The sequence below is a fragment of the Sphingobium sp. MI1205 genome, assembly GCF_001563285.1.
In the GTDB taxonomy this organism is placed as follows: Bacteria; Pseudomonadota; Alphaproteobacteria; order Sphingomonadales; family Sphingomonadaceae; genus Sphingobium.
In genome coordinates this window covers 1,890,168-1,908,590 of the sequence record NZ_CP005188.1, presented here as the reverse complement: position 1 = coordinate 1,908,590, position 18,423 = coordinate 1,890,168, and the positions used below count along the sequence as shown (strand labels likewise).

Here is an 18,423-nt window from a genome sequence, read left to right as displayed (position 1 = left end):
CCTGCTACAATCCACACAGGAGACGAGCCTTGACCTCGCTACAACCGAGCTATCCCTCCACGCTGCCGCTCGCCAGTATCGTGAAGGGCGACAATCCCCGCCGGTATTTCGACCGGAAGAAGCACGAGGAGATGGTGGCTTCCATCCGGCAGCGCGGCATACTCCAGCCCATATTGCTCCGGCCGAAGGACGACGTCTATGCCATCGTCGCCGGCGAGCGTCGGTACAGGGCAGGGCTGGAAGTCTATGGGCTCGACGGCGAAGTGCCGGTCATCATCCGCGTGATGACGGACCAGGAAGCGCTCGATGCCGCGATCGCCGAGAATGACGACCGTGACGATCCGTCGGAGACCGAGCAGGCCGATGCCGCCGTCCGCTACCTCGCGGCATGCAACGGCGACCGCGCCGAGGCCGCACGGCGACTGGCCTGGTCCCGCGCCAAGCTTGATCGCCGCCTGGCGCTCGCTGAACTCACCGACGCCGCTAAGACCGCCCTCGATGAGCGCCGGATCAAGGTTGGTCACGCCGAACTGCTCGCCGTCATCCCCAAGGACAAGCAGGACACGGCCCTCGACACGATCCTGCGCCTGAATCTTGACGTGAACGATACGCGCAAGGAACTGATGCGCATCACGCATAGCCTCGCGAGCGCCTGTTTCGACAAGACCGAGTGCGCCACCTGTCCGTTCAACTCGGCGGCGCAGCAAGTCCTTTTCGAAACCCATGTCGATGATGGCCATTGCACCAATCCGGGATGCTTCAAGCTCAAGACCGAAGCCGCCGAGGTGATCCGTTTCGAGGAAGAGGAGCGCGCCGCGAAGGCGGCCAGGAGAGCGATGCCTCCTGCTGCCGATGATGCCGACGCTGATGCGCAGGACGATGTCACCGTCGAACCCGCGCCATCGATGGATCTCCAGCCGCAGCCGGAACGCGGCGCCATATCATCCAGTGCTGTCGAAAACCGCGAGCCTCCCCCGCCACGCACTGCCGAGACCGTGCCGGCCGCGTCGACGGCGCATAAGCCGACCGTCACGGCCAGGTCGATCGCGACCCGAACCGCCGAGCTTCGCGAGGCGACATGGCGAACCGCGCTTGCCCGTGCGCTCGCGGGCAATGCTGTCCACGCCCGGACCACGATCCTTGTGGCGGCGATGTCGGGCACGCTTTCGCAGATCAAGCCCGACACGCTGACGTCCCGCGCTGGCATCCTCGTCGGCGCCTCGTTCCCGGACCTCGACTTCAAGGGCAAGATCGCGGAAATCCGGGCGCTTGCCGATGCGCGGGCCGCCAATGTGCTGGCCGTCATCGGCGGCGCTTACGCCAAGGATGTGCTCAGCTTCGATCATGTCGCGGACCTTGCGAGAGTGTTCGAGGTCGACTTGCGCGAGACGTGGCAGGTCGATCAGACCTTTCTCGAGCGCTACACAAAGGAAGAGCTCAAGTTCATCGCCCAGGAATGCGGCCTGATCGCGCATGTCGGCGAGAAACGGTTCGCCAAGCTGCTCGCATCGAAAAAGACCGAGCTTGTCACCAGCATGCTCAATCGCATCGGGTTCGATTGGGCGGGACGTCTGCCGGGCTGCATGACGCTCGATGGCGCCTATGGACCGCCCCCGGATCGTGCTGCCCAGCCGGCCGACGCTCCCATCTCGCAAATCGCCGCCTGACCGACACCCTCACCCTTCCAGACAAGGACCAACGCCCATGTTGATTGCCAACCTGCTGCCGCTTCTCGCCAACTATTCGCTCGGTTTCGATCTTGTCGCCGGCCCCGACGATACCGTCACGCTGACCGTCATTCCCCGCAAGGCGGAAGGCGCGAAGCACGGTCTCGAATCCGGCGAGACCCGCCCGATCTCGATCACCGCAACCGCCGTGGAGATCGATGCGGAACTTGGCCGTGGATCGGACGGCGCACTCGGCCAGCTCATCGCTACGCGCAAGACCCTTGCCGACCAGATCGCCGATCAGCGCCAGGCGGCCGAGGACGCAAGGATCGCCGCAGCGGAGGCCGCGAAGGCCAAGGCCGCCACGAAGGCCGCGACAGCAAAGACGACGGTGCCTGTGAGTCCTCCGAAGCTCCAGCACGCGGTCACCCCGCCGGTCGACGCCAAACCGGACCAACCCGCCACCTTGTTCTGACCGGACTCCGCTCAAATCTCGCCACGACCCAAGCCGGGAGTTTTACCTCATGCAGATCAACCATCTCACCCGCGCGTACCGCTATGACGGCATCGACCTTCCGGTTCCGCCGCATCTCGCCAACGATCCCGACGGTCTGCGTGCCTACCATGCCACGCTCTACCCCGCGGTTCTCAACGCCGAGATGGTCGACGCCGGCGTGTCGGGCGGCGCTCACGTCACCGAATACCGGCGCGCCGTCGGCACCAAGGGCTGACCGTGGCGCGCGGCAGCAGCGCGGCGATCCCGTCCGCAGTTCGTAAAACGCTCATCGAATGGATCGAGCCCGGCAATGGCGACACATCCGAATTCACCCAGCCAATCTGCAGCGAGCAAACCCAGGCGCTCCACGCGTGCATCCTTCTCGCGTCCGGGGACGGCGGGAGCAAGGCTCCCAGGCCGCTCCCGCCGCCACCGGGCCTGCGCCTTCCACCCCTCGGCTGACCTCGCGGGGCGGGCCGTTGCACTGTCCGGCGACATTCCCGCCCTCTTCGATGCTCCACTGGCGTCCCATCACAAGCTGATAGGCCGCTGGGCCACGTCTCGGGAAACGACGGCTAAACGCTATACTCGCGACCAGGCGCGCCAGCGCATCGAACGACTGTTCGACAAGGCGGTGCTCGACATTCTGGGCTCCGTCGAATTCGCGGACTTCAGGGTCGCGGTTCTTCACGGGAACGAAGGTTATCCGCCGGCTATCGCGGTGATCTGCGACAGCATGGGGCAACTCGACCTCGGATGGATCGAAGACAGCGATGCGCCCATTCCCTGGCGCGCCGCAGCCTACAAGGCCCTCGACGATATGCTGGGCCGCGCCCTTCCGATCTTCGGCTACCAGGACCTCTTCGATGAAATCTCTATGTACTATTGGGACGGCGCGACCGATGATGAAACCGCGCGGCAGTGGATCGTCGAATATCAGGGCATGGATCCTGACGATATCGAGGAACTCACTCTGCCATCCAACATGGAGTCTCGCCGACCCGATTGGATGATCGCGGCAAACGCGGGGGCATCGGCGGAACTTCCGAACGGCTTACACCGGAAACTGGAGGAACTCCGCAAGGCGTACGCCGCTCTCGGGAAACTCCGACCGGAGCGCAGCGCCTGGCAATTCGATATCGAGATTGCCCAAGAGTATCTCCCCGGCATCGAGGAATGCTCGACATTGCCCCCGCTGACGCTCGTTCCGGTCGAGCAGTTCGCACGCGAGGTCGATGACGTCGGACGCCACGGGATGGAATACGGCTTCATGGACATCGCCGGCTTCTGCCCTTTGCCAGATTCAGTCCCGATCGACGACTGGTTCGCGTCCTTGCGTGTCGGCGCGCGGTTCCTGCTCGCCGCGCAGGACCTGATCCAGCTCGATCCAGCCAACCTTTGAGGTTCCTTATGTCCGACCACCGCACCCAGTTCGAAGCGACCGCCGGCGGCCTCGCGCTGACCAACGCCATTCTCCTTTACCGCAGCCAGCCGATCCGCAACGCCAGTCCCTATGCCACCGCTCGCGCGGGCGCCGCCGCATTCGCCAGCATCCATGCGATCGAGCATGACGATGAGGGAAAGCCGATCATCGGCGCGGGCACATCGCTGTCGCGCGCGCATCTGCGTCAATGGACCGAGGCCCTGGGCCGGACCGCTCTTCCCGAATTCCTGCCTGACAATGTGCTGGTCGCTCATCCCGACATGCTCGCATGGTGGATCCCGACCCAGGTTCGCCCGGCCTATTTCGCTCTCACGGATCCGCCCGCCGGCCTGCAGGTGCTCGCCGCGCGAACCACTATGCCGGTCCCGTATCCGCCGCATCTGTTCATCGCGACCCGATCGGGGTTCGGCGTTTACGCCTTGCCGGCAAACGAACGCCCCGGCATCGATACCCCGGTGCTGCACTCGCCGGTGCTCAATGTCTATCTCGACGGGCAACTTTGCTGGGGCAACATTCCGAAGCCAAAAACGCTGACGACAGCCTCCATCCCGGAATTCGAGCGCGGGGTGTTCGATAGCTGGTCCACCCACCCCAATCCCGGACAGGAACTGACCATCACCGGCAAAGGTGGTCTGGTTCGGCTCTGGGACGACCTCGCCGCGCGCAAGGCGAAGCGCTTTCCGGTCAGGCGTCTCAGGCCATTCGATCCCGGTCGGACACGACAGGCCTCCCGGCGAGCAACCCGGACCGATCCGATGACTCTCGGAAAGCTCATTGCGAGAGGGGCGAACCAATGACCGTGCTTGCTGACGATCCCACTGCGGCCGCGGTCCTTGCCGCCGTGCCCTGTTATCCGGTTCCGCCGCAGGGGCGATCGCCGGCCCTCGACGCGCTGCGCGCTGCCCGCGCCGGGCGCGGCCTTGCGATCGGGATAGACGGCGTCATGCTCGTCCTGCGCCGGCCCTGGCTGGAACTCGATTTCCCGATCACGACGCCGCTTTCCCTCCACGTGCCCTATGGCAGCACGGGCGCCTGCCGCGCCGAACTGCGCTGCGGGCTCATTCCACGCGAGCATCTCGATCATATTCTCGATCATTTTCGCGCAGCCTTGCCCAATGAAGCCGCGGCGTTTGTTCTCTGGAACGAAGCGACCCGGGAATTCGCAGTGGAGTTTCCGGTCATCGACGAAGCCACGCCCTCGCGCCTCGTCTACCGCACGCCGGTCCCGCAGCCCGATTGGCATGTCCTCTGCGATTTTCACAGCCACGGGGTCGGTCCCGCCTTCTTCAGCACCACCGACGATGCCGATGACGCCCATGCGACGAAGATCGCGATCGTCGTCGGCTGGCTCGGTGACCCCGGCGGCCCGGTGATGCTCGCGCGCCTTTGCGCCGACGGCATGTTCCTGCCGTTACCACGGAGCCCGTTTTCAGGAGACCGTCATGCCGACTGACCTCACGGATCGTCATTATCTGCCCGCCGGGTTCGATAATCGCACGATCAACATCCTGCTGGTCGGTTGCGGCGGAAACGGCGGGCAGATGCTGATGGGACTCGCCTCGCTCGACACCGCGCTGCGCGCGATCTCCTCGCGATCGCTGCATGTCGCCGTGATTGACGACGACATCGTGACCGAAGCCAATCTCGGCAGGCAGCCATATTACCGGGGCGACGTCGGCAGTTCCAAGGCCCGCACGCTCACCGAACGGATCAACCTCGCACACGGCCTGGCCTGGCAGGCAGTGCACGGCCGCGCCCCTGAAGCCATTAGTATGGATGGCGCCGACATCGTCATCACCTGTGTCGACACGGCATCGGCCCGCCGCGCGATCGGTGCCGCGCTCGCCGAATGCGGGACCGTTCCCGCCTATTGGATGGATCTCGGCAATCGCGCGAGCGACGGGCAATACCTCATAGGCTCCCCGGAGCACCGTTCCAACAAGCACCGCCATCGCCTGCCGACCGTGCTCGAATATTTCCCCGAACTCGCCGACGAAAACCTGCCCGACGACGATGCCCCTTCCTGCTCGGTCGCCGAAGCGCTTGAACGCCAGTCGCTGTTCGTCAACCGCGTCGTTGCGAGCCATGCCCTGGCGTTGTTGTTCGACCTTCTCGGACGCGGCTCCATCGGTCACGCCGGCGCATTCCTCAACCTCGCCAGCGGTCAGGCCGTCCCGATCCCGTTGCCGCGCGGCGACTGAACCTACCCGCATCACCCCGTGTCAGTCGGCCTGCACCGGCCGGAACCGCACGCCAGTCCGGCGGAGCGGCGGGAGAATCGCGCCTTCGCAAATTCACACAAGGAGACCAAACATGGCGTCACTTTCCCAGAGGGGCTGGACCCTTCATTATACCATTGGCCGGGTGCTGGCCGCCAAGGTCAGGCCGGGGGATATCGTCCCCATGCCGGGTGGGGCCAACGATTTGATGGTGCTCGGCGGACGCGCCCCGCAGCGTGCCAACGACCGCGGCAGCGTGTTCGTGCGCGATCCCCTCGCTGAGACCAGTGATTGCATGGAAATGCCGCTCCGGGCGCTCGGAATGGTTTGGATCAGCGACGCCGGTGGCTGGTCGGAGCTCCCGGCATGAGAGGGTTTCATGTCCATGTCTATACGACGATCAGAGTCAAGGTCGCGGTGACCGCCGATGATCATGCGGACGCCATGCGGCAGGCTGACGCGATCGTCGGACGCGGGATATTCCCCGTTCGTCTCCTTCCGAACGCCGCTGGTGTGCTGGAGGCGGAGCCGGCTGAAGAGGTCACCGGCTATCTGGTCGATGAAACCGACGATCCCGAATTCGAGAACAGCTGCTCTTACGATGCCGAATACCGGCCTTGCGGCGCGGGCGACAGTCCGGGCTGCGCCTAGAAAGGGGGAGAGGGAACAGGGGAGGGTGCTCCGCATGATGGAGCAGTCTGGAGAATCCCCATGCAAATCGAACTACGGCGTATCTCCTACAGCGCCGCGCTATCGCAGGAAACCGCGGCTTTCTCGGCGGAAGTCTGGATCGAAGGCGAACTCGCCTTTCATGCCCGAAACCAGGGAACGGGCGGAGCGGACTTCTATCACCAGGTTGGCCGGTGGACCGTGGCCGAGGTCGATGCCTGGCTCAAGGCCAACCGGCCGGTGCGCACCCTGGATGAAAATCTCGGCTGCGACCATGATCTCGAGATCGAGGTAGCCGACCTTCTCGCGCGCGAACTCGAGTCCCGGCGCCTAAAGCGCCTTTTACGCACCAACATCGTCACGATCGAAAACGATCAAATCCTGCAATATCCGCTGCGCAAGCGGCCGCTCGCGATCGTCGCCCGCGCCGTGTGCGCCACCAATCCCGCCGCGGTCATCGTCAACGACGCCGGCGACGCGGTGTTCGCGCGCGCGCTCGACCTGCTTCTCGCCAGCCGCTGACATTCCAGGCCGGAGATCGTCATGACCGACAGTTTCGATCCCGCCGATGCGGGATGCTGGATGGCGCGCGGCCGTCCGGCTCATCACGCCCATGCGTTGGCCGATGCCTGGCGCCGTTTCCCCGACCTGCCGAACGATGCGCCCCTCGACGCCCGCATGGCGCGTTCCCGCGAGCGGGTTCAGGCGCTTCGTCCCCTCAACGAAGCGATCGCCCAGGAAACCGAGCGCCAGCGCGTGGCCGCGAACTTTGCCTGCATCGAGCGCCAGATCGCCCAGGGCAGCACCGACAGCCGAAACCCCGCGATCCTCCACGGCCGTGACGTCCATGGCTATGGCTGGGATGCTGCCGTCGCCTACGCCGACGGACTCTACGCTGCCCGGGCGGGATGGGAATCCAGGCCGCCGTCGCCGCCACGACCGGGGGATCCCGATGTCCGACGACCTGCCTACCGCCACGGATTTCTGGATGGCGGCGGCCAACCAGACGACATTTTCGACGTCGCCCGTCGAGCTTTCGCTGCCACACCCTCCGAGCCCAATCGCACCGAGAATGCGCAGCCGGGACGGCCGCTCCCCAGCGAGTGGTCGCACCCCACCGACGTCCCGGCACCGGCATCCTGGCATCGCCGCGTCCTTCTGCTCGGCGCGACTGAACTCGCGACGGGCACAATCGGCATCCTGGCCATGCTACGCGAACGACCCGGACACGAAGCTATCGCGCTTTATGCCGTTAGCGCCGAAACCGGGCTCCGCCCCTTTTCGCTCTCGTCCGGGCCTACGCCTGCCGACGCGACGGTGACGCGCCAGACTCTGCGCCAAGGCGACTATTCCGATATTCTCGTCGTCGTGGACCCCACTGAACTCGAACGGCTCGATGCGGACGCCGATATCCTCCCGCTCACCCGAACAATGGAGCGCACGCGCAATTCGGCGCTGCAACAGCGAGCCCAGTTCCGCCTCTGGCTCGCACGAGGCCGAGCGCCCGGCGATCAATTTGCCGGTGGCCATATCCGCTGGAGCAAGATGGCCGCCGGGCTGTCGGGCCGCCTCGGGGATTTCACCGCGCGCTATGCCGGTCCGGCGCGGCCCCGCGGCCACCGGATCATCGTCGAGGACATGAGCGGCAGGTTGGCGCTCGGATACCGCACGCCGCTCGGCCGCGAACTCCAGCCCGAGATCGTGATCGGCAACAAGGCGCATGCCCGGACCGCGATAGCCGATCTGCTGCGCCAATATGCCGCGTCGCTTCGTCTCGGCTGACCTGACGCCTGAAACGACGCCCGACCCGGGGCTTCCCATCACGCCCTGATCCCCGACCAGCCCGACACGCTTGTGGGCCGCCGCGCTGCGCCCGCGAACCCACCAAAAAAGGAAGCATTCCATGCGAAACAGTGCATCCGCGCTGGCTCTCCAGCTATGCCTCGACTTCGACCAGCCCGCCAGACCGCCCGATCCAGCGCCCGATGCAGCGATCGTCTCCCAGCTTTGCGAGCCCACGCTCTTCTCGCTGGCACCGGCGGAGGTGCTTGCCGATCCGCCTCCGGCCGAACCCATCGATTTCTCCTTCGCCGCCGGTCGGGTGCTGGCGTCGTCATGGAAGGGCCGCGCGCAGGACAATATCGAGGCGATCCGGCTGCTGAACCTCTTGGACCGCGAACAACGAGGGGCGACGCCGGCCGAGCAGGAAGCCATCGCGAAGTTCATCGGCTTCGGCGCCTCCGAGCTTGCGAACAATATCTTCGCCGATCGCGCGGGCACATTCCGCGATGGCTGGGAGGAACTGGGGCAGGGCCTTGCCGCGGAGACGACCGATGCCGAACTCCAGTCGCTCAAGCGGGCGACGCAATACGCCCATTACACGCCCGAATATATTGTCCGCGCCATGTGGGATGCCGCCCGCATCCTCGGCTTCACCGGCGGCCAGGTTCTGGAACCCGGATGCGGCAGCGGCCTGTTCATGGGGCTGCGGCCCGACTGGCTGGCGAGCGACACGATGTTCGTCGGCATCGAGAACGATCCCGTCACCGCCCGCGTCGCGAGCGCGCTCTATCCGGGGCAGATCATCCGCTGCATCGATTTCGACAAGGCTTCGCTGCCGCGCGACTTCGACCTCGCCATCGGCAATCCCCCGTTCTCGAACCTCAGCATCCAGAACAAGACCAGCCTCGGCCGGCTTGGCCTGTCGCTCCACGATTTCTTCATCGCGAAATCGCTGGAGCATCTTCGCCCCGGCGGCGTCGCCCTGTTCGTGACCTCGCGCTATTCGCTCGACAAGAGCGACCCCAAGGCCCGCAGTCATATTGATACCATCGCCGATTTCCTCGGCGCGGTGCGTCTTCCCGGCCGGGTCATGCGGCAGGAAGCGGGCACCGATGTCGTCGTCGATATCCTACTCTTCCGCAAGCGCGAGCCAGACAACCTCGGCGCCGGACACAAGTGGATCGATCTGGCCGATATTCCCGATAGCGACGAGGGCGAGGGACCGCTGCGGATCAACCGCTATTTCCTCGACAATCCTGGTCATGTCCTTGGGCGCCATGAATGGAAAAGCGGCCAGTTCGGCATGGACTATCACTGCGCCGCCGAGCCGGGCATCGACCTTGGGCAGGCTCTCATCGCTACCCTGTCGGGAATCGCATCCCGATACGAAGGCACCTGCCGCCCCATCCATCGCACGACGTCGCTGCGTGACCGGGTCGACGTCTCGCTCGACCTTGAGATCGGTACGGCGGCGGATGAGGCCGAGTTCAAGGAAGGCAGCTATCTCGTATCGGGCGGCGTTCTGCACCAGATCGTCGACGGCATGCCGACCGTCGTCGATGTCAAATCAGGGCGAGGCACCACGGGCCTGTTCGCCAGGCACGCCAGTATCATCAAGGCGCTGATCCCGATCCGCGATGCGGTTCGCGCGATCCTGCGGGCGCAGCTGAACGACCAGCCCTATGCGGCGTCCCAGGAGAAGCTGCTCGCGCACTATCGGCAGTTCACGAAGAAATACGGCCCGATCAACCGGACCATCACCAGCATCCGCGCCGATCCCGACACCGGCGCCGAGAAGGAATATCAGCGCCGCCCGAACCTCCAGCCTTTCCTTGACGATCCCGACGTCTGGCTGGTCGCGTCGATCGAGGCCTATGACGAGGCGAGCGATACCGGCACGCCGGGCGCGATCTTCACCGAACGTGTCGTCAAACCGCCAGTCGCCCATGAAATCCACTCGGCGCAGGATGCGCTGGCGGTGTCGCTCCACGAGCGCGGCCGCGTCGATCTCCCGCTGATCGCCGGCCTGCTCGGCGTCACCGAGGCCGAGGCCCTCGCGGATCTCGCCGACGACGTCTATCTCGACCCCGTCCGCACCACGCCCCATTTCGACAACTGGGTTACGGCGGACGAAGCCCTGTCAGGACCGGTGCGGACCAAGCTCGCTCTTGCCCGCGAGAATGCCGAAGCCGATCCGCGCTTCCATGCCGTCGCCACCGCGCTCGAAGCGGTCCAGCCGGTCGACCTCAAACCCAGCGAGATCACCGCGCGTCTCGGCGCGCCCTGGATTCCTACCAGGGTCATCGAAACCTTCGTCGCGGAGATCATGGAGGTCGAGACCACCATCTATCATACCGTCGATATTGCGAGTTGGACCGTCGACAAGCTCCCATTCGCCGGACATGTCAGTTCCACCTCGACCTGGGGCACGGCGCGCCGCGGCGCCGCGGACCTGCTCGAAGATGCCCTCAATTCCCATATCCCCAAGATCTACGATGTTCACCGCGAAGCTGACGGTTCGGAGCGCCGCGAGCTCAACGTCACCGACACCGAAGCCGCCAAGGAAAAGCTTGCAGGCATCAAGTCGACCTTCGAGACCTGGGTCTGGCAAGACAGCGAACGCGCCGATCGCCTGGTCCGCATCTACAACGACGCCTACAACAACCTCGTTCCCCGGACGTTCAACGGCAGGCATCTGACGCTTCCGGGCGCGTCGACCACCATCCAGATGCGCGACCATCAGAAGCGCGTTGTCTGGCGGATCGTCGCCGCGGGCTCGACCTATGTAGCTCATAGCGTCGGCGCGGGCAAAACCTTCAGCCTGTGCGCCGCCGTGATGGAGCAGCGCCGTCTCGGCCTTGCCAACAAGCCGATGATCGCGGTGCCCAATCATTGTCTCGCGCAGATCGCGCGCGAGTTTCTGATGCTCTATCCCACGGCGCGCATCCTTGTCGCCGACGACACCAACTTCATCAAGGAGAAGCGGCGGCGGTTCCTGGCCCGCGCGGCGACCGGCAACTGGGACGCGATCATCATCACCCATGATGCGTTCAAGTTCATCCCCACCCCGGCAGCCTTCGAAAAGCAGCTGATCGAAGACCAGCTCGCCAGCTACGAGGTGCTGATCACGGGCATTCAGAGCGACGATCGCGTCTCGCGCAAGCGGGTCGAGCGCCTGAAGGAAGGACTCCAGCGGCGGCTAGAGAACCTGCAGGCCCGCAAGGATGACCTCGTTCATATCGGCGAGATCGGCATCGACCAGATTCTGGTCGACGAGGCCCAGCAGTTCCGCAAACTCACTTTCGCGACCAATCTGGGCGACCTCAAGGGCGTCGATCCCGCCGGCTCGCAGCGGGCATGGGATCTGTTCGTCAAGGGCCGATACCTTGCCGACATCAATCCCGGGCGCGAACTGATCCTGTCGTCGGGCACGCCCATCACCAACACGCTCGGCGAGATGTATACGCTGCAGCGGTTCATGCAGCCCGACGAACTGCACGCCAAGGGCTTGCACGAGTTCGACGCCTGGGCCGCGAACTTCGGCGACACGCGCACCGAACTCGAACTTCAGCCGAGCGGCAGCTACAAGCCGGTCACGCGCTTCTGCGAATTCGTCAACGTCGCCGACCTGATGGCGATGTACCGCAGCGTTGCCGATGTCGTACTCAAGGACGATTTGCGCCAATATGTCCGGCTGCCCACCATCAAGGGTGGCAAGCGCAAGATCATCGTCGCCCAGTCCGGGGCGCCCTTCAAGGCCTATCAGAAGGTGCTGGCCGGACGCATCAAGGCGATCGAGAACCGCAGCGGGCGACCCCAGAAGGGCGACGATATCCTGCTTTCGGTGATCACCGACGGGCGGCATTCGGCGATCGATCTCCGCTTCGTGGACCCCATGATGGGGAACGAGGAGGGCAACAAGCTCAATCTCCTGATCGAGAACGTCCATCGTATCTGGCGCGATACGGCCGACAATCGTTACACCGACCCGGAAACCGGGCGACCTTATCCGCTGCCCGGCGCCGTGCAGATGATCTTCTCCGATCTCGGCACCGAGAACGCCATCGAGACACGCGGCTTCTCCGCCTATGTCTGGATCCGCGAGCAGCTGATCGAGATGGGCATACCGGCCGATCAGATCGCCTTCATGCAGCATTATAAGAAGAACAGCGCCAAGCAGCGCCTGTTCAACGACCTCAATCAGGGGCGCAAGCGCATTCTCATCGGCTCCACGCCCACCATGGGAACGGGCGTCAACGCGCAGCAGCGCCTCAAAGCCCTGCATCACCTCGACGTTCCCTGGATACCCTCTGATATCGAGCAGCGCGAAGGCCGGATCGAGCGCCAGGGGAACCAGAACGACGAAATCGAGCTATACGGCTATGCGACCAGTGGCTCGATGGACGCGACCAACTGGCAGATGCTCGAAAGAAAAGCCCGCTTCATCAACATGGCGATGTCGGGCGATCGCTCCATTCGCCGGATCGAGGATGTCGGCTCCAACGTCAATCAGTTCGCGCTCGCAAAGGCGCTGGCGTCCGGCGACGATCGCCTGATGCGCAAGGCTGGGCTCGATGCCGAGGTCGCAAGGCTCGAACGCCTGCGCGACGCGCATATCGACGACCAGTATAATATCCGCAGGACCATCAAGCGAACCGCGGACGCCATCATCGACGGCGCCAACCTGATCGCGAAGCTGGAGGCCGATATCGCACGCCGGGTTCTTCCGCGTCACGACGAGGTCCTGTTCGATTGCGGCGGCACCATGGTCACCGACCGCAAGGCCGCCGGCGAACGCATTCTGAGGCAGGCCTTCGAATTGCGACTGCACGGCGGCCAGGCCCGGCAGTTGCTCGGCACCGTCAACGGCATCGATGTGGAACTTTCAGGCTATGAGGCCGTGGACGACGATGGCGAGCGCGGCATCCGCACGTCTGTCGCGGCACTCCACCACGGCGAGCGTAACGCGTTCGAAGTATCCGACAAGACGCGATGGACCACGGCGCTGGGCCGGCTCGAATCCTCCATTCTCAATCTCGACGCCGAACTTGCCGCCGTGCAGGCCGATCTCGAAGCGAACGAGCGGCGCCTTCCGGCCTTCGAGGCGCGTCTCGACCAGGAGTTTCCCGACGCCGCCTTGCTCGAGGACAAGTTGCGGGAACTCGCGGAACTGGAGGCTGACCTGGCGACGACCAAAGGGGAGTTCGAGCCGGGGAACGATGAGGACGCAATCCTGGCACCGCCTTCGAGCAACGAAGGCGCTGAGGTTCCGCAAGCGGCCTGACCGGCACCAGTCATAGAGCGAGACCTGTTCCACAGGCGTGAACGCAATTTCAGGAAAGCTGGTCGGATGCCTGCCAGTCTTCCCGTCCATGACGGACGCCGAGGATCAGGATGTCCTGTCCTTCGATGATATAGACGACGATATGGGACTTGTAGGGATGTGCCCGGACCGGTGGTGAAATTTCCGCGCGCGCTCTTGCCGAATAGGGAAAGTCGGAGAGAAATCCAAAAACCCGATGCAAACCGGCCTGATATTTTTCCGCGACGGCTTCTCCTAATTCTCCGACGCCGCCGACATATATACCGATGAGATCCTTTTCGGCGTTACGCGTGAGTCTATAGGCCATGACCGACGCCTGCGCGACGCCGGGCTTCCTTCATCATGTCATCGATGGAATTGGGACTTATGCCGGAGGCGAGAGACTCATCGACCATGGTCTGCATGGCTGCGATCTTCTCCCGCCGCTCCTGGTCGCGACGGATCAGGTCGCGCACATAATCGCTGGCATTGCTGTATCTGCCTGTCCCGGCCTGACCTTCGACCCATTCCTTCATCGCATCGGGGAGGGAAACATTCATTGTCGCCATGGGAACACCTCTAAGAGACTATATGGCATATTTGGCAAAGATTGTCAAAATCAGGCGGGCAACGAGAGCCGATCATAGACAAAGCGCATCTCTCAGCGTTGTCCGTATGCCTGCGGATGAGCGCACCGGCGAACCCACCACGATCCCGCAGCATAGTTGAACACTGGCCGCGGAAAAACCCGCTTCGCCAAACCTCTGTCCCATCTCCAATCGAGGAGTCACCCGCATGGAAATCACCTTCCACTTCGGTGCCGCCAGCCATCCCGTCAGCTGGATCCTCCACGCTGCCTACGGCTCCCACTATGGCGTGGCGCTGGCCGCGGCGCACACCTGGCATGAACGCATGATCGCCTCCGCGCGAAACGGAACCCCGGCCGGCGGTCAATTCGTGATCGCGGTCAAGGATGATGCGGTCGTTCGGACCGATCTCATCTTCGACGCCGATCATTTCCGGCGGCACCAGGAACCCGACGATTGCTCCTGGTTGTGCCAGTTTCAGTCCTTTCCCCTCGCCATTCCCGAAACCGTCAAGCAGACCGTGACAGAGGCGCTCCGGCGCGAACTGGTCGATGTCGGCTTCCTGATCCCTCGCGCCCAGTGGGAGGAACGATACCCCGAGCAAGCCGAGATGCTGCGCCAGTTTCGCCAGGCGATGCAAAACCGTCTCGGCCCACCCGAGGATGAGGGAATGGACGCACCATGAGCCGGCACGAACTCGATCCGCTCGCGCAAGCGGCCAGCACCCATGGCGCATTGAGCATCGCCATTGGATGGGACGCGCCCCTGAACAGCTATTTCGCGATCGTCCAGCGGGAGGACGACGATGTTGACGATGATGATCGCGACCTTCTCTGGATCGGAACCCGCTACGGCGAAATCCTGGAGCCAGCTACCGTGATCGACGTGGTCCGGCCCTTCGCGGCCATCCGCGATGACCTGGCTGCGACCCTGGGCGCCGATCGCTTCCGCGAGGGCAGCCGCCTGCGTGCGCCCTGGATTCGCTGAAGAGGATCAGCCTGTTTCTGACGTCTCGACGAGCTGACCGATCAGGGTGACGGCGAACACAACCAGGAAAGTCGCCCACGGCATGGACGGCAATAAAGAGTGGAGGGGGAAGCAGGGAGAGGAGCAGGCGAGTGTGTCCGAAGGGACCACGGACCACCAGGCTCTCCCTTCTTCGGAGACATTTCCCATGACCACTCCCAGATCCGCGCCATGGACGGCGCAGGAAATCGCCATTCTGCGCGCCTGGTATCCGGCCGAAGGACATGGCATCGCGCCGCGGCTACCAGGCCGCAGCGTCCATGCCCTGCAGGTCAAGGCCAACAAGCTTGGCTTGACGACGGCCCATAGAAGCTCCGCGCCCAAATCGCGCCTTCAGGGTGAAGCCCTCGATGAGGCCGTCAGACTGCGCGAGGTCGAAAACTGGTCGTTCAGCGCGATCGGCAAGCATTTCGGGGTCTGTGAGGCCAGCGCCTCCAACGCGGTTACGACGGCGCTGTGTGTCCGGCGTGGATACCGTCCCGCGGAGCGCGATCAGCATGGTCGCCTGACCGTCGAAGGTATCGAGCGCCTACGCTATGCCCTGAAGAAGGGCCTCAAGGGCATCGACATCCAGTTGCGCCTCGGCGTGTCGGCGGCCTGCGTTTCCGAGCAGCGTCGCCGATATAATCGGGAACTGCTTGCACGCGGCAAGGCGCTGCTACCACCGCCCGGAGGCGGCCAGGCCTATAGCGGCGCCAGGCTGTCGCCGGCGAAACGCAAACAGGTCGAGCAACTCTTCCTGCAGGGACTTGGCACCCAGAAGATCGCCGAGCACACCGGCGTGTCACGGACGAGCTGCACACGCATCAGGACCCGGCTCTTCCGCCGCCTGCGCCGCAGGGGCGAAGTGCTCCCCGGATGCGATGCCGCCGGGGTCCGCCATGTCCATGCCGAGAGCGCGCGCTTCGTCACCGATGAGCAGAAAGAGCTACTGCGCGCGATGCTCCTCGATCGCATGCCCGTCCAGCGAGCCGCGCGCGAACTCGTGATCGGCGCCTCGACCGCCTATCATCTTCGCGATGCATTTGCCGCTGAACTGGCCGCGGAGGGTCAGGCCCTGCCGCCTCCCCGGCGGCCCGGCCGGGTTCGCCGCACGCCCGTGCGCAATCCGTCCTGGCCTCCGGTCTCGTCTCAGGAAATGTACGCGTTCCGGCGTCTCCTCGGCACGATGGGCTTCGCCGAGGCGAAAGCGCATTGGCAGGACACCCGGCGCGAGGCGGCAAGGGCCGCACGCGAAGCCGCCGCGATGCGCAAGCTCAGTTTCGAGGAGCAGCTTGCCAGGGTCGCATCCGGCGAGCTGGGGATCACGAGCGGTTTCGTCCGGAACCACCTCGAGCCGCGGTTGCCTGTGCATTCGTCGCCGCGAAGCCGGTGCGAAACCCTGATCGACGCCTGATCGGTCGACCGTCATCGTCGCCGTTCCATATCGGCCATCCCGGTCTGGCATGGTGGCGTGCGTCTCGAACGCGTTGCCCGTTCTCGATGTGCGCCATGCACTTCGCGAACCTGGGTCTGCCGGCCCCTGGAGCCGCTGACGTGCGGCCGTCAATCAGGACATCATCATGACTCCTCACGAACGCCACGTCGCAGACGTGACCAGGCTGTTGCGATCCTGCGCCTATTGCCATGATTTGCACCGACTGTTTTCGGATTGCATGGAGGCGAGTGCGATCAGCATCTCCAACAGCATGGATCTGCGCAACCGCGAAGCACGCGAGAAGCGCTATCTCGATATCGTCGGCCAGTATGAGCGCGATATCGTCGAGCTTTTTCCTCAGGTCTTTGCGGAGATCATGATGGCGCTGGAGGCCGAACCCCGCGATGCGCTCGGCACGGTGTATAACAACCTTGAACTATCGAGCGCCGACAAGGGGCAATTCTTCACGCCGTGGCCCATATGTCAAATGATGGCAGAGGCGACGCTTGGGGGCCCGAAGCTGATCCAGGATCTGATAGCGTGCAAAGGTTTTGTGCGCGCAATGGAACCTGCCTGCGGCGCGGGTGCAACGGTTATCGCCCTTGCACAAACCATGCGCGCGCAAGGCATCAACTATCAGCGGCACCTCCATGTGACCGCCGTCGATATCGACGCGCGGGTCGCCCACATGGCGTATATCCAGTTCAGTCTCCTGCACATTCCTGCCGTGGTGGTCGTCGGAAACTCGCTTTCACTCGAAATACGCAGCTACTGGTATACGCCAGCGCACATCATGGGCGGATGGTCGGCGAAACTTGCACGGCGCGATACCGAGCTGATGGCAACCACCGGTCCAATCGAGAATCATCCCGTTCCGATGGACATACTTCTGCCGCCGTCCACAGTGGAACGCCCGGAACAACGTGCCGCGCCACGCCAGCTCAGCCTCTTCTGAGCCTGGCATTGCGACAATGAAATCGAGAAGACCATCGGCATGCCCAAGCCGCTGATGTCCCCCGGCGTTGCGGATCCCGCGACCACGACCGGGCGCGATCTCCGCGCAATTATTCAATCACCCATGAAGAAGGAGATTGTGATGAAAGATCATCCGCGATCCATGCACCTCGATTTGCTGGCGCGCGCCAGGGCTGCGCTGGCCTCCCATGCCGAAGGGGACGCCGACATTGCGGAGATCATCGCCGACCTCGATACCGCAATTTTATCGATCGACCGGGCGCCCGTGGCCTGGTCCATTCCCGTCTATCTCGCCACGATCGGGCATGGCCACGGAACCACCAATGTCGTCGCGGTCAGTTATCGAGGGCTGCAGGTGCAGGTCGCGACCTTCTGCCGCTCACAATGGGGCGAAATCAACGACAGCCGCGATCCGGGGTCCCTCGACGATGCCATGGTGATACGCGACTATTTCAACCTCCATCCCGAAGACCAGCTGACCAGCCGCATGGAATGGATCGATCCCGACTTCGGCTATGATCCCGAACGCCTCGAGATCGGGAACTATATCGCCTTGTCCTCCAGCCATATATCATGGCCGACGACGGAAAAGATCGACGAATGGATTACACTCGATCCGTGCCACCGTCCCGTCAGCATAGCCGATACCCATTATGGCTGGGTCATAGCCACGGCTCCGTCCTCGTTCGGGGATAAATCGGAAATACCGGCTGATCTCTTCCATGCGCTGACATTCGCGCGAGGACTGGGCTGCAACTACCTGATCCTGGACCGTGATGCTTCCACGACCGATCGGCTCCCCTGTTACGAATGGTGACGGTCTGATCGAGGGGGAGGGG

Annotated in this window: 19 protein-coding genes; 17 read left to right on the top strand and 2 right to left on the bottom strand. The window is 64.0% G+C overall.

Annotation, left to right across the window (positions count from 1 at the left end):
- The first annotated feature begins 29 nt into the window (after positions 1-29).
- The 12 genes from K663_RS09135 to K663_RS09080 all read left to right on the top strand — a co-directional run bounded on the left by K663_RS09135 (position 30) and on the right by K663_RS09080 (position 13,561).
- Positions 30-1,667, top strand: a complete 1,638-nt coding sequence (locus K663_RS09135; RefSeq protein WP_013846914.1) for a PRTRC system ParB family protein — start codon at positions 30-32, stop codon at positions 1,665-1,667.
- Positions 1,668-1,704: 37 nt separating this feature from the next.
- A complete protein-coding gene (locus K663_RS09130) occupies positions 1,705-2,142 on the top strand; it encodes a PRTRC system protein E (RefSeq protein WP_013846913.1) in 438 nt (145 codons plus the stop codon).
- A gap of 49 nt (positions 2,143-2,191) precedes the next feature.
- Positions 2,192-2,398, top strand: a complete 207-nt coding sequence (locus tag K663_RS09125) for a PRTRC system protein C (protein WP_013846912.1) — start codon at positions 2,192-2,194, stop codon at positions 2,396-2,398.
- Positions 2,399-2,797: 399 nt separating this feature from the next.
- On the top strand, positions 2,798-3,565 hold the full coding sequence (locus K663_RS09120; RefSeq protein WP_235589404.1) for a hypothetical protein: 768 nt from the start codon (positions 2,798-2,800) through the stop codon (positions 3,563-3,565).
- Positions 3,566-3,573: 8 nt separating this feature from the next.
- A complete protein-coding gene (locus K663_RS09115; protein ID WP_013846910.1) occupies positions 3,574-4,404 on the top strand; it encodes a PRTRC system protein B in 831 nt (276 codons plus the stop codon).
- Positions 4,401-5,060, top strand: coding sequence for a PRTRC system protein A (locus tag K663_RS09110; RefSeq protein ID WP_013846909.1), 660 nt, complete (start codon positions 4,401-4,403; stop codon positions 5,058-5,060). Before K663_RS09115 ends, K663_RS09110 begins: the two co-directional genes overlap by 4 nt.
- A complete protein-coding gene (locus tag K663_RS09105) occupies positions 5,050-5,808 on the top strand; it encodes a PRTRC system ThiF family protein (RefSeq protein ID WP_013846908.1) in 759 nt (252 codons plus the stop codon). Before K663_RS09110 ends, K663_RS09105 begins: the two co-directional genes overlap by 11 nt.
- Before the next feature lie 112 nt (positions 5,809-5,920).
- Positions 5,921-6,196, top strand: a complete 276-nt coding sequence (locus K663_RS09100; protein WP_013846907.1) for a hypothetical protein — start codon at positions 5,921-5,923, stop codon at positions 6,194-6,196.
- Positions 6,193-6,477 (top strand): hypothetical protein, encoded by a 285-nt coding sequence (locus K663_RS09095; RefSeq protein ID WP_013846906.1) that lies wholly within the window; start codon positions 6,193-6,195, stop codon positions 6,475-6,477. The genes K663_RS09100 and K663_RS09095 overlap by 4 nt, the downstream gene beginning before the upstream one ends.
- A 60-nt stretch (positions 6,478-6,537) precedes the next feature.
- The gene (locus K663_RS09090) at positions 6,538-7,017 is read left to right on the top strand and encodes a hypothetical protein (protein ID WP_013846905.1); all 480 of its coding nucleotides are present in this window, start codon (positions 6,538-6,540) and stop codon (positions 7,015-7,017) included.
- Between the two features lie 21 nt (positions 7,018-7,038).
- On the top strand, positions 7,039-8,277 hold the full coding sequence (locus K663_RS09085) for a hypothetical protein (RefSeq protein ID WP_013846904.1): 1,239 nt from the start codon (positions 7,039-7,041) through the stop codon (positions 8,275-8,277).
- A 121-nt stretch (positions 8,278-8,398) separates the two neighbouring features.
- Entirely contained in the window at positions 8,399-13,561 is a 5,163-nt protein-coding gene (locus K663_RS09080) for a lactate dehydrogenase (protein WP_013846903.1), read from the top strand.
- Positions 13,562-13,610: 49 nt separating this feature from the next.
- Here the strand turns inward: K663_RS09080 and K663_RS09075 are convergent, their stop codons facing one another.
- Both K663_RS09075 and K663_RS09070 read right to left on the bottom strand, forming a co-directional pair.
- The gene (locus K663_RS09075) at positions 13,611-13,907 is read right to left on the bottom strand and encodes a type II toxin-antitoxin system RelE/ParE family toxin (protein WP_013846902.1); all 297 of its coding nucleotides are present in this window, start codon (positions 13,905-13,907) and stop codon (positions 13,611-13,613) included.
- Positions 13,897-14,148: a type II toxin-antitoxin system ParD family antitoxin gene (locus K663_RS09070; protein WP_013846901.1), complete on the bottom strand. Its 252-nt coding sequence runs from the start codon at positions 14,146-14,148 to the stop codon at positions 13,897-13,899. Before K663_RS09070 ends, K663_RS09075 begins: the two co-directional genes overlap by 11 nt.
- A gap of 226 nt (positions 14,149-14,374) precedes the next feature.
- Here K663_RS09070 and K663_RS09065 point away from each other — a divergent pair, with 226 nt between their 5' ends.
- The 5 genes from K663_RS09065 (at position 14,375) to K663_RS09045 (ending at position 18,401) form a co-directional block, all read left to right on the top strand.
- Positions 14,375-14,851, top strand: coding sequence for a hypothetical protein (locus tag K663_RS09065; RefSeq protein ID WP_013846900.1), 477 nt, complete (start codon positions 14,375-14,377; stop codon positions 14,849-14,851).
- A complete protein-coding gene (locus K663_RS09060; RefSeq protein WP_013846899.1) occupies positions 14,848-15,153 on the top strand; it encodes a hypothetical protein in 306 nt (101 codons plus the stop codon). Before K663_RS09065 ends, K663_RS09060 begins: the two co-directional genes overlap by 4 nt.
- 187 nt (positions 15,154-15,340) lie before the next feature.
- On the top strand, positions 15,341-16,588 hold the full coding sequence (locus K663_RS09055; RefSeq protein ID WP_013846898.1) for a hypothetical protein: 1,248 nt from the start codon (positions 15,341-15,343) through the stop codon (positions 16,586-16,588).
- A gap of 259 nt (positions 16,589-16,847) precedes the next feature.
- The gene (locus tag K663_RS09050) at positions 16,848-17,564 is read left to right on the top strand and encodes a type I restriction-modification system subunit M (protein ID WP_119034653.1); all 717 of its coding nucleotides are present in this window, start codon (positions 16,848-16,850) and stop codon (positions 17,562-17,564) included.
- Between the two features lie 141 nt (positions 17,565-17,705).
- Positions 17,706-18,401: a DUF5983 family protein gene (locus tag K663_RS09045; protein ID WP_013846896.1), complete on the top strand. Its 696-nt coding sequence runs from the start codon at positions 17,706-17,708 to the stop codon at positions 18,399-18,401.
- Positions 18,402-18,423: the final 22 nt, after the last annotated feature.

Excerpts from the sequence above, each read along its gene's own strand:
- K663_RS09130 (WP_013846913.1), top strand. The coding sequence starts at position 1,705 with ATGTTGATTGCCAACCTGCTGCCGCTTCTCGCCAACTATTCGCTCGGT.
- K663_RS09125 (WP_013846912.1), top strand. The coding sequence starts at position 2,192 with ATGCAGATCAACCATCTCACCCGCGCGTACCGCTATGACGGCATCGAC.
- K663_RS09115 (WP_013846910.1), top strand. The coding sequence starts at position 3,574 with ATGTCCGACCACCGCACCCAGTTCGAAGCGACCGCCGGCGGCCTCGCG.
- K663_RS09110 (WP_013846909.1), top strand. The coding sequence starts at position 4,401 with ATGACCGTGCTTGCTGACGATCCCACTGCGGCCGCGGTCCTTGCCGCC.
- K663_RS09105 (WP_013846908.1), top strand. The coding sequence starts at position 5,050 with ATGCCGACTGACCTCACGGATCGTCATTATCTGCCCGCCGGGTTCGAT.
- K663_RS09100 (WP_013846907.1), top strand. The coding sequence starts at position 5,921 with ATGGCGTCACTTTCCCAGAGGGGCTGGACCCTTCATTATACCATTGGC.
- K663_RS09095 (WP_013846906.1), top strand. The coding sequence starts at position 6,193 with ATGAGAGGGTTTCATGTCCATGTCTATACGACGATCAGAGTCAAGGTC.
- K663_RS09090 (WP_013846905.1), top strand. The coding sequence starts at position 6,538 with ATGCAAATCGAACTACGGCGTATCTCCTACAGCGCCGCGCTATCGCAG.
- K663_RS09085 (WP_013846904.1), top strand. The coding sequence starts at position 7,039 with ATGACCGACAGTTTCGATCCCGCCGATGCGGGATGCTGGATGGCGCGC.
- K663_RS09080 (WP_013846903.1), top strand. The coding sequence starts at position 8,399 with ATGCGAAACAGTGCATCCGCGCTGGCTCTCCAGCTATGCCTCGACTTC.
- K663_RS09075 (WP_013846902.1), bottom strand. The coding sequence starts at position 13,907 with ATGGCCTATAGACTCACGCGTAACGCCGAAAAGGATCTCATCGGTATA.
- K663_RS09070 (WP_013846901.1), bottom strand. The coding sequence starts at position 14,148 with ATGGCGACAATGAATGTTTCCCTCCCCGATGCGATGAAGGAATGGGTC.
- K663_RS09065 (WP_013846900.1), top strand. The coding sequence starts at position 14,375 with ATGGAAATCACCTTCCACTTCGGTGCCGCCAGCCATCCCGTCAGCTGG.
- K663_RS09060 (WP_013846899.1), top strand. The coding sequence starts at position 14,848 with ATGAGCCGGCACGAACTCGATCCGCTCGCGCAAGCGGCCAGCACCCAT.
- K663_RS09055 (WP_013846898.1), top strand. The coding sequence starts at position 15,341 with ATGACCACTCCCAGATCCGCGCCATGGACGGCGCAGGAAATCGCCATT.
- K663_RS09050 (WP_119034653.1), top strand. The coding sequence starts at position 16,848 with ATGGAGGCGAGTGCGATCAGCATCTCCAACAGCATGGATCTGCGCAAC.
- K663_RS09045 (WP_013846896.1), top strand. The coding sequence starts at position 17,706 with ATGAAAGATCATCCGCGATCCATGCACCTCGATTTGCTGGCGCGCGCC.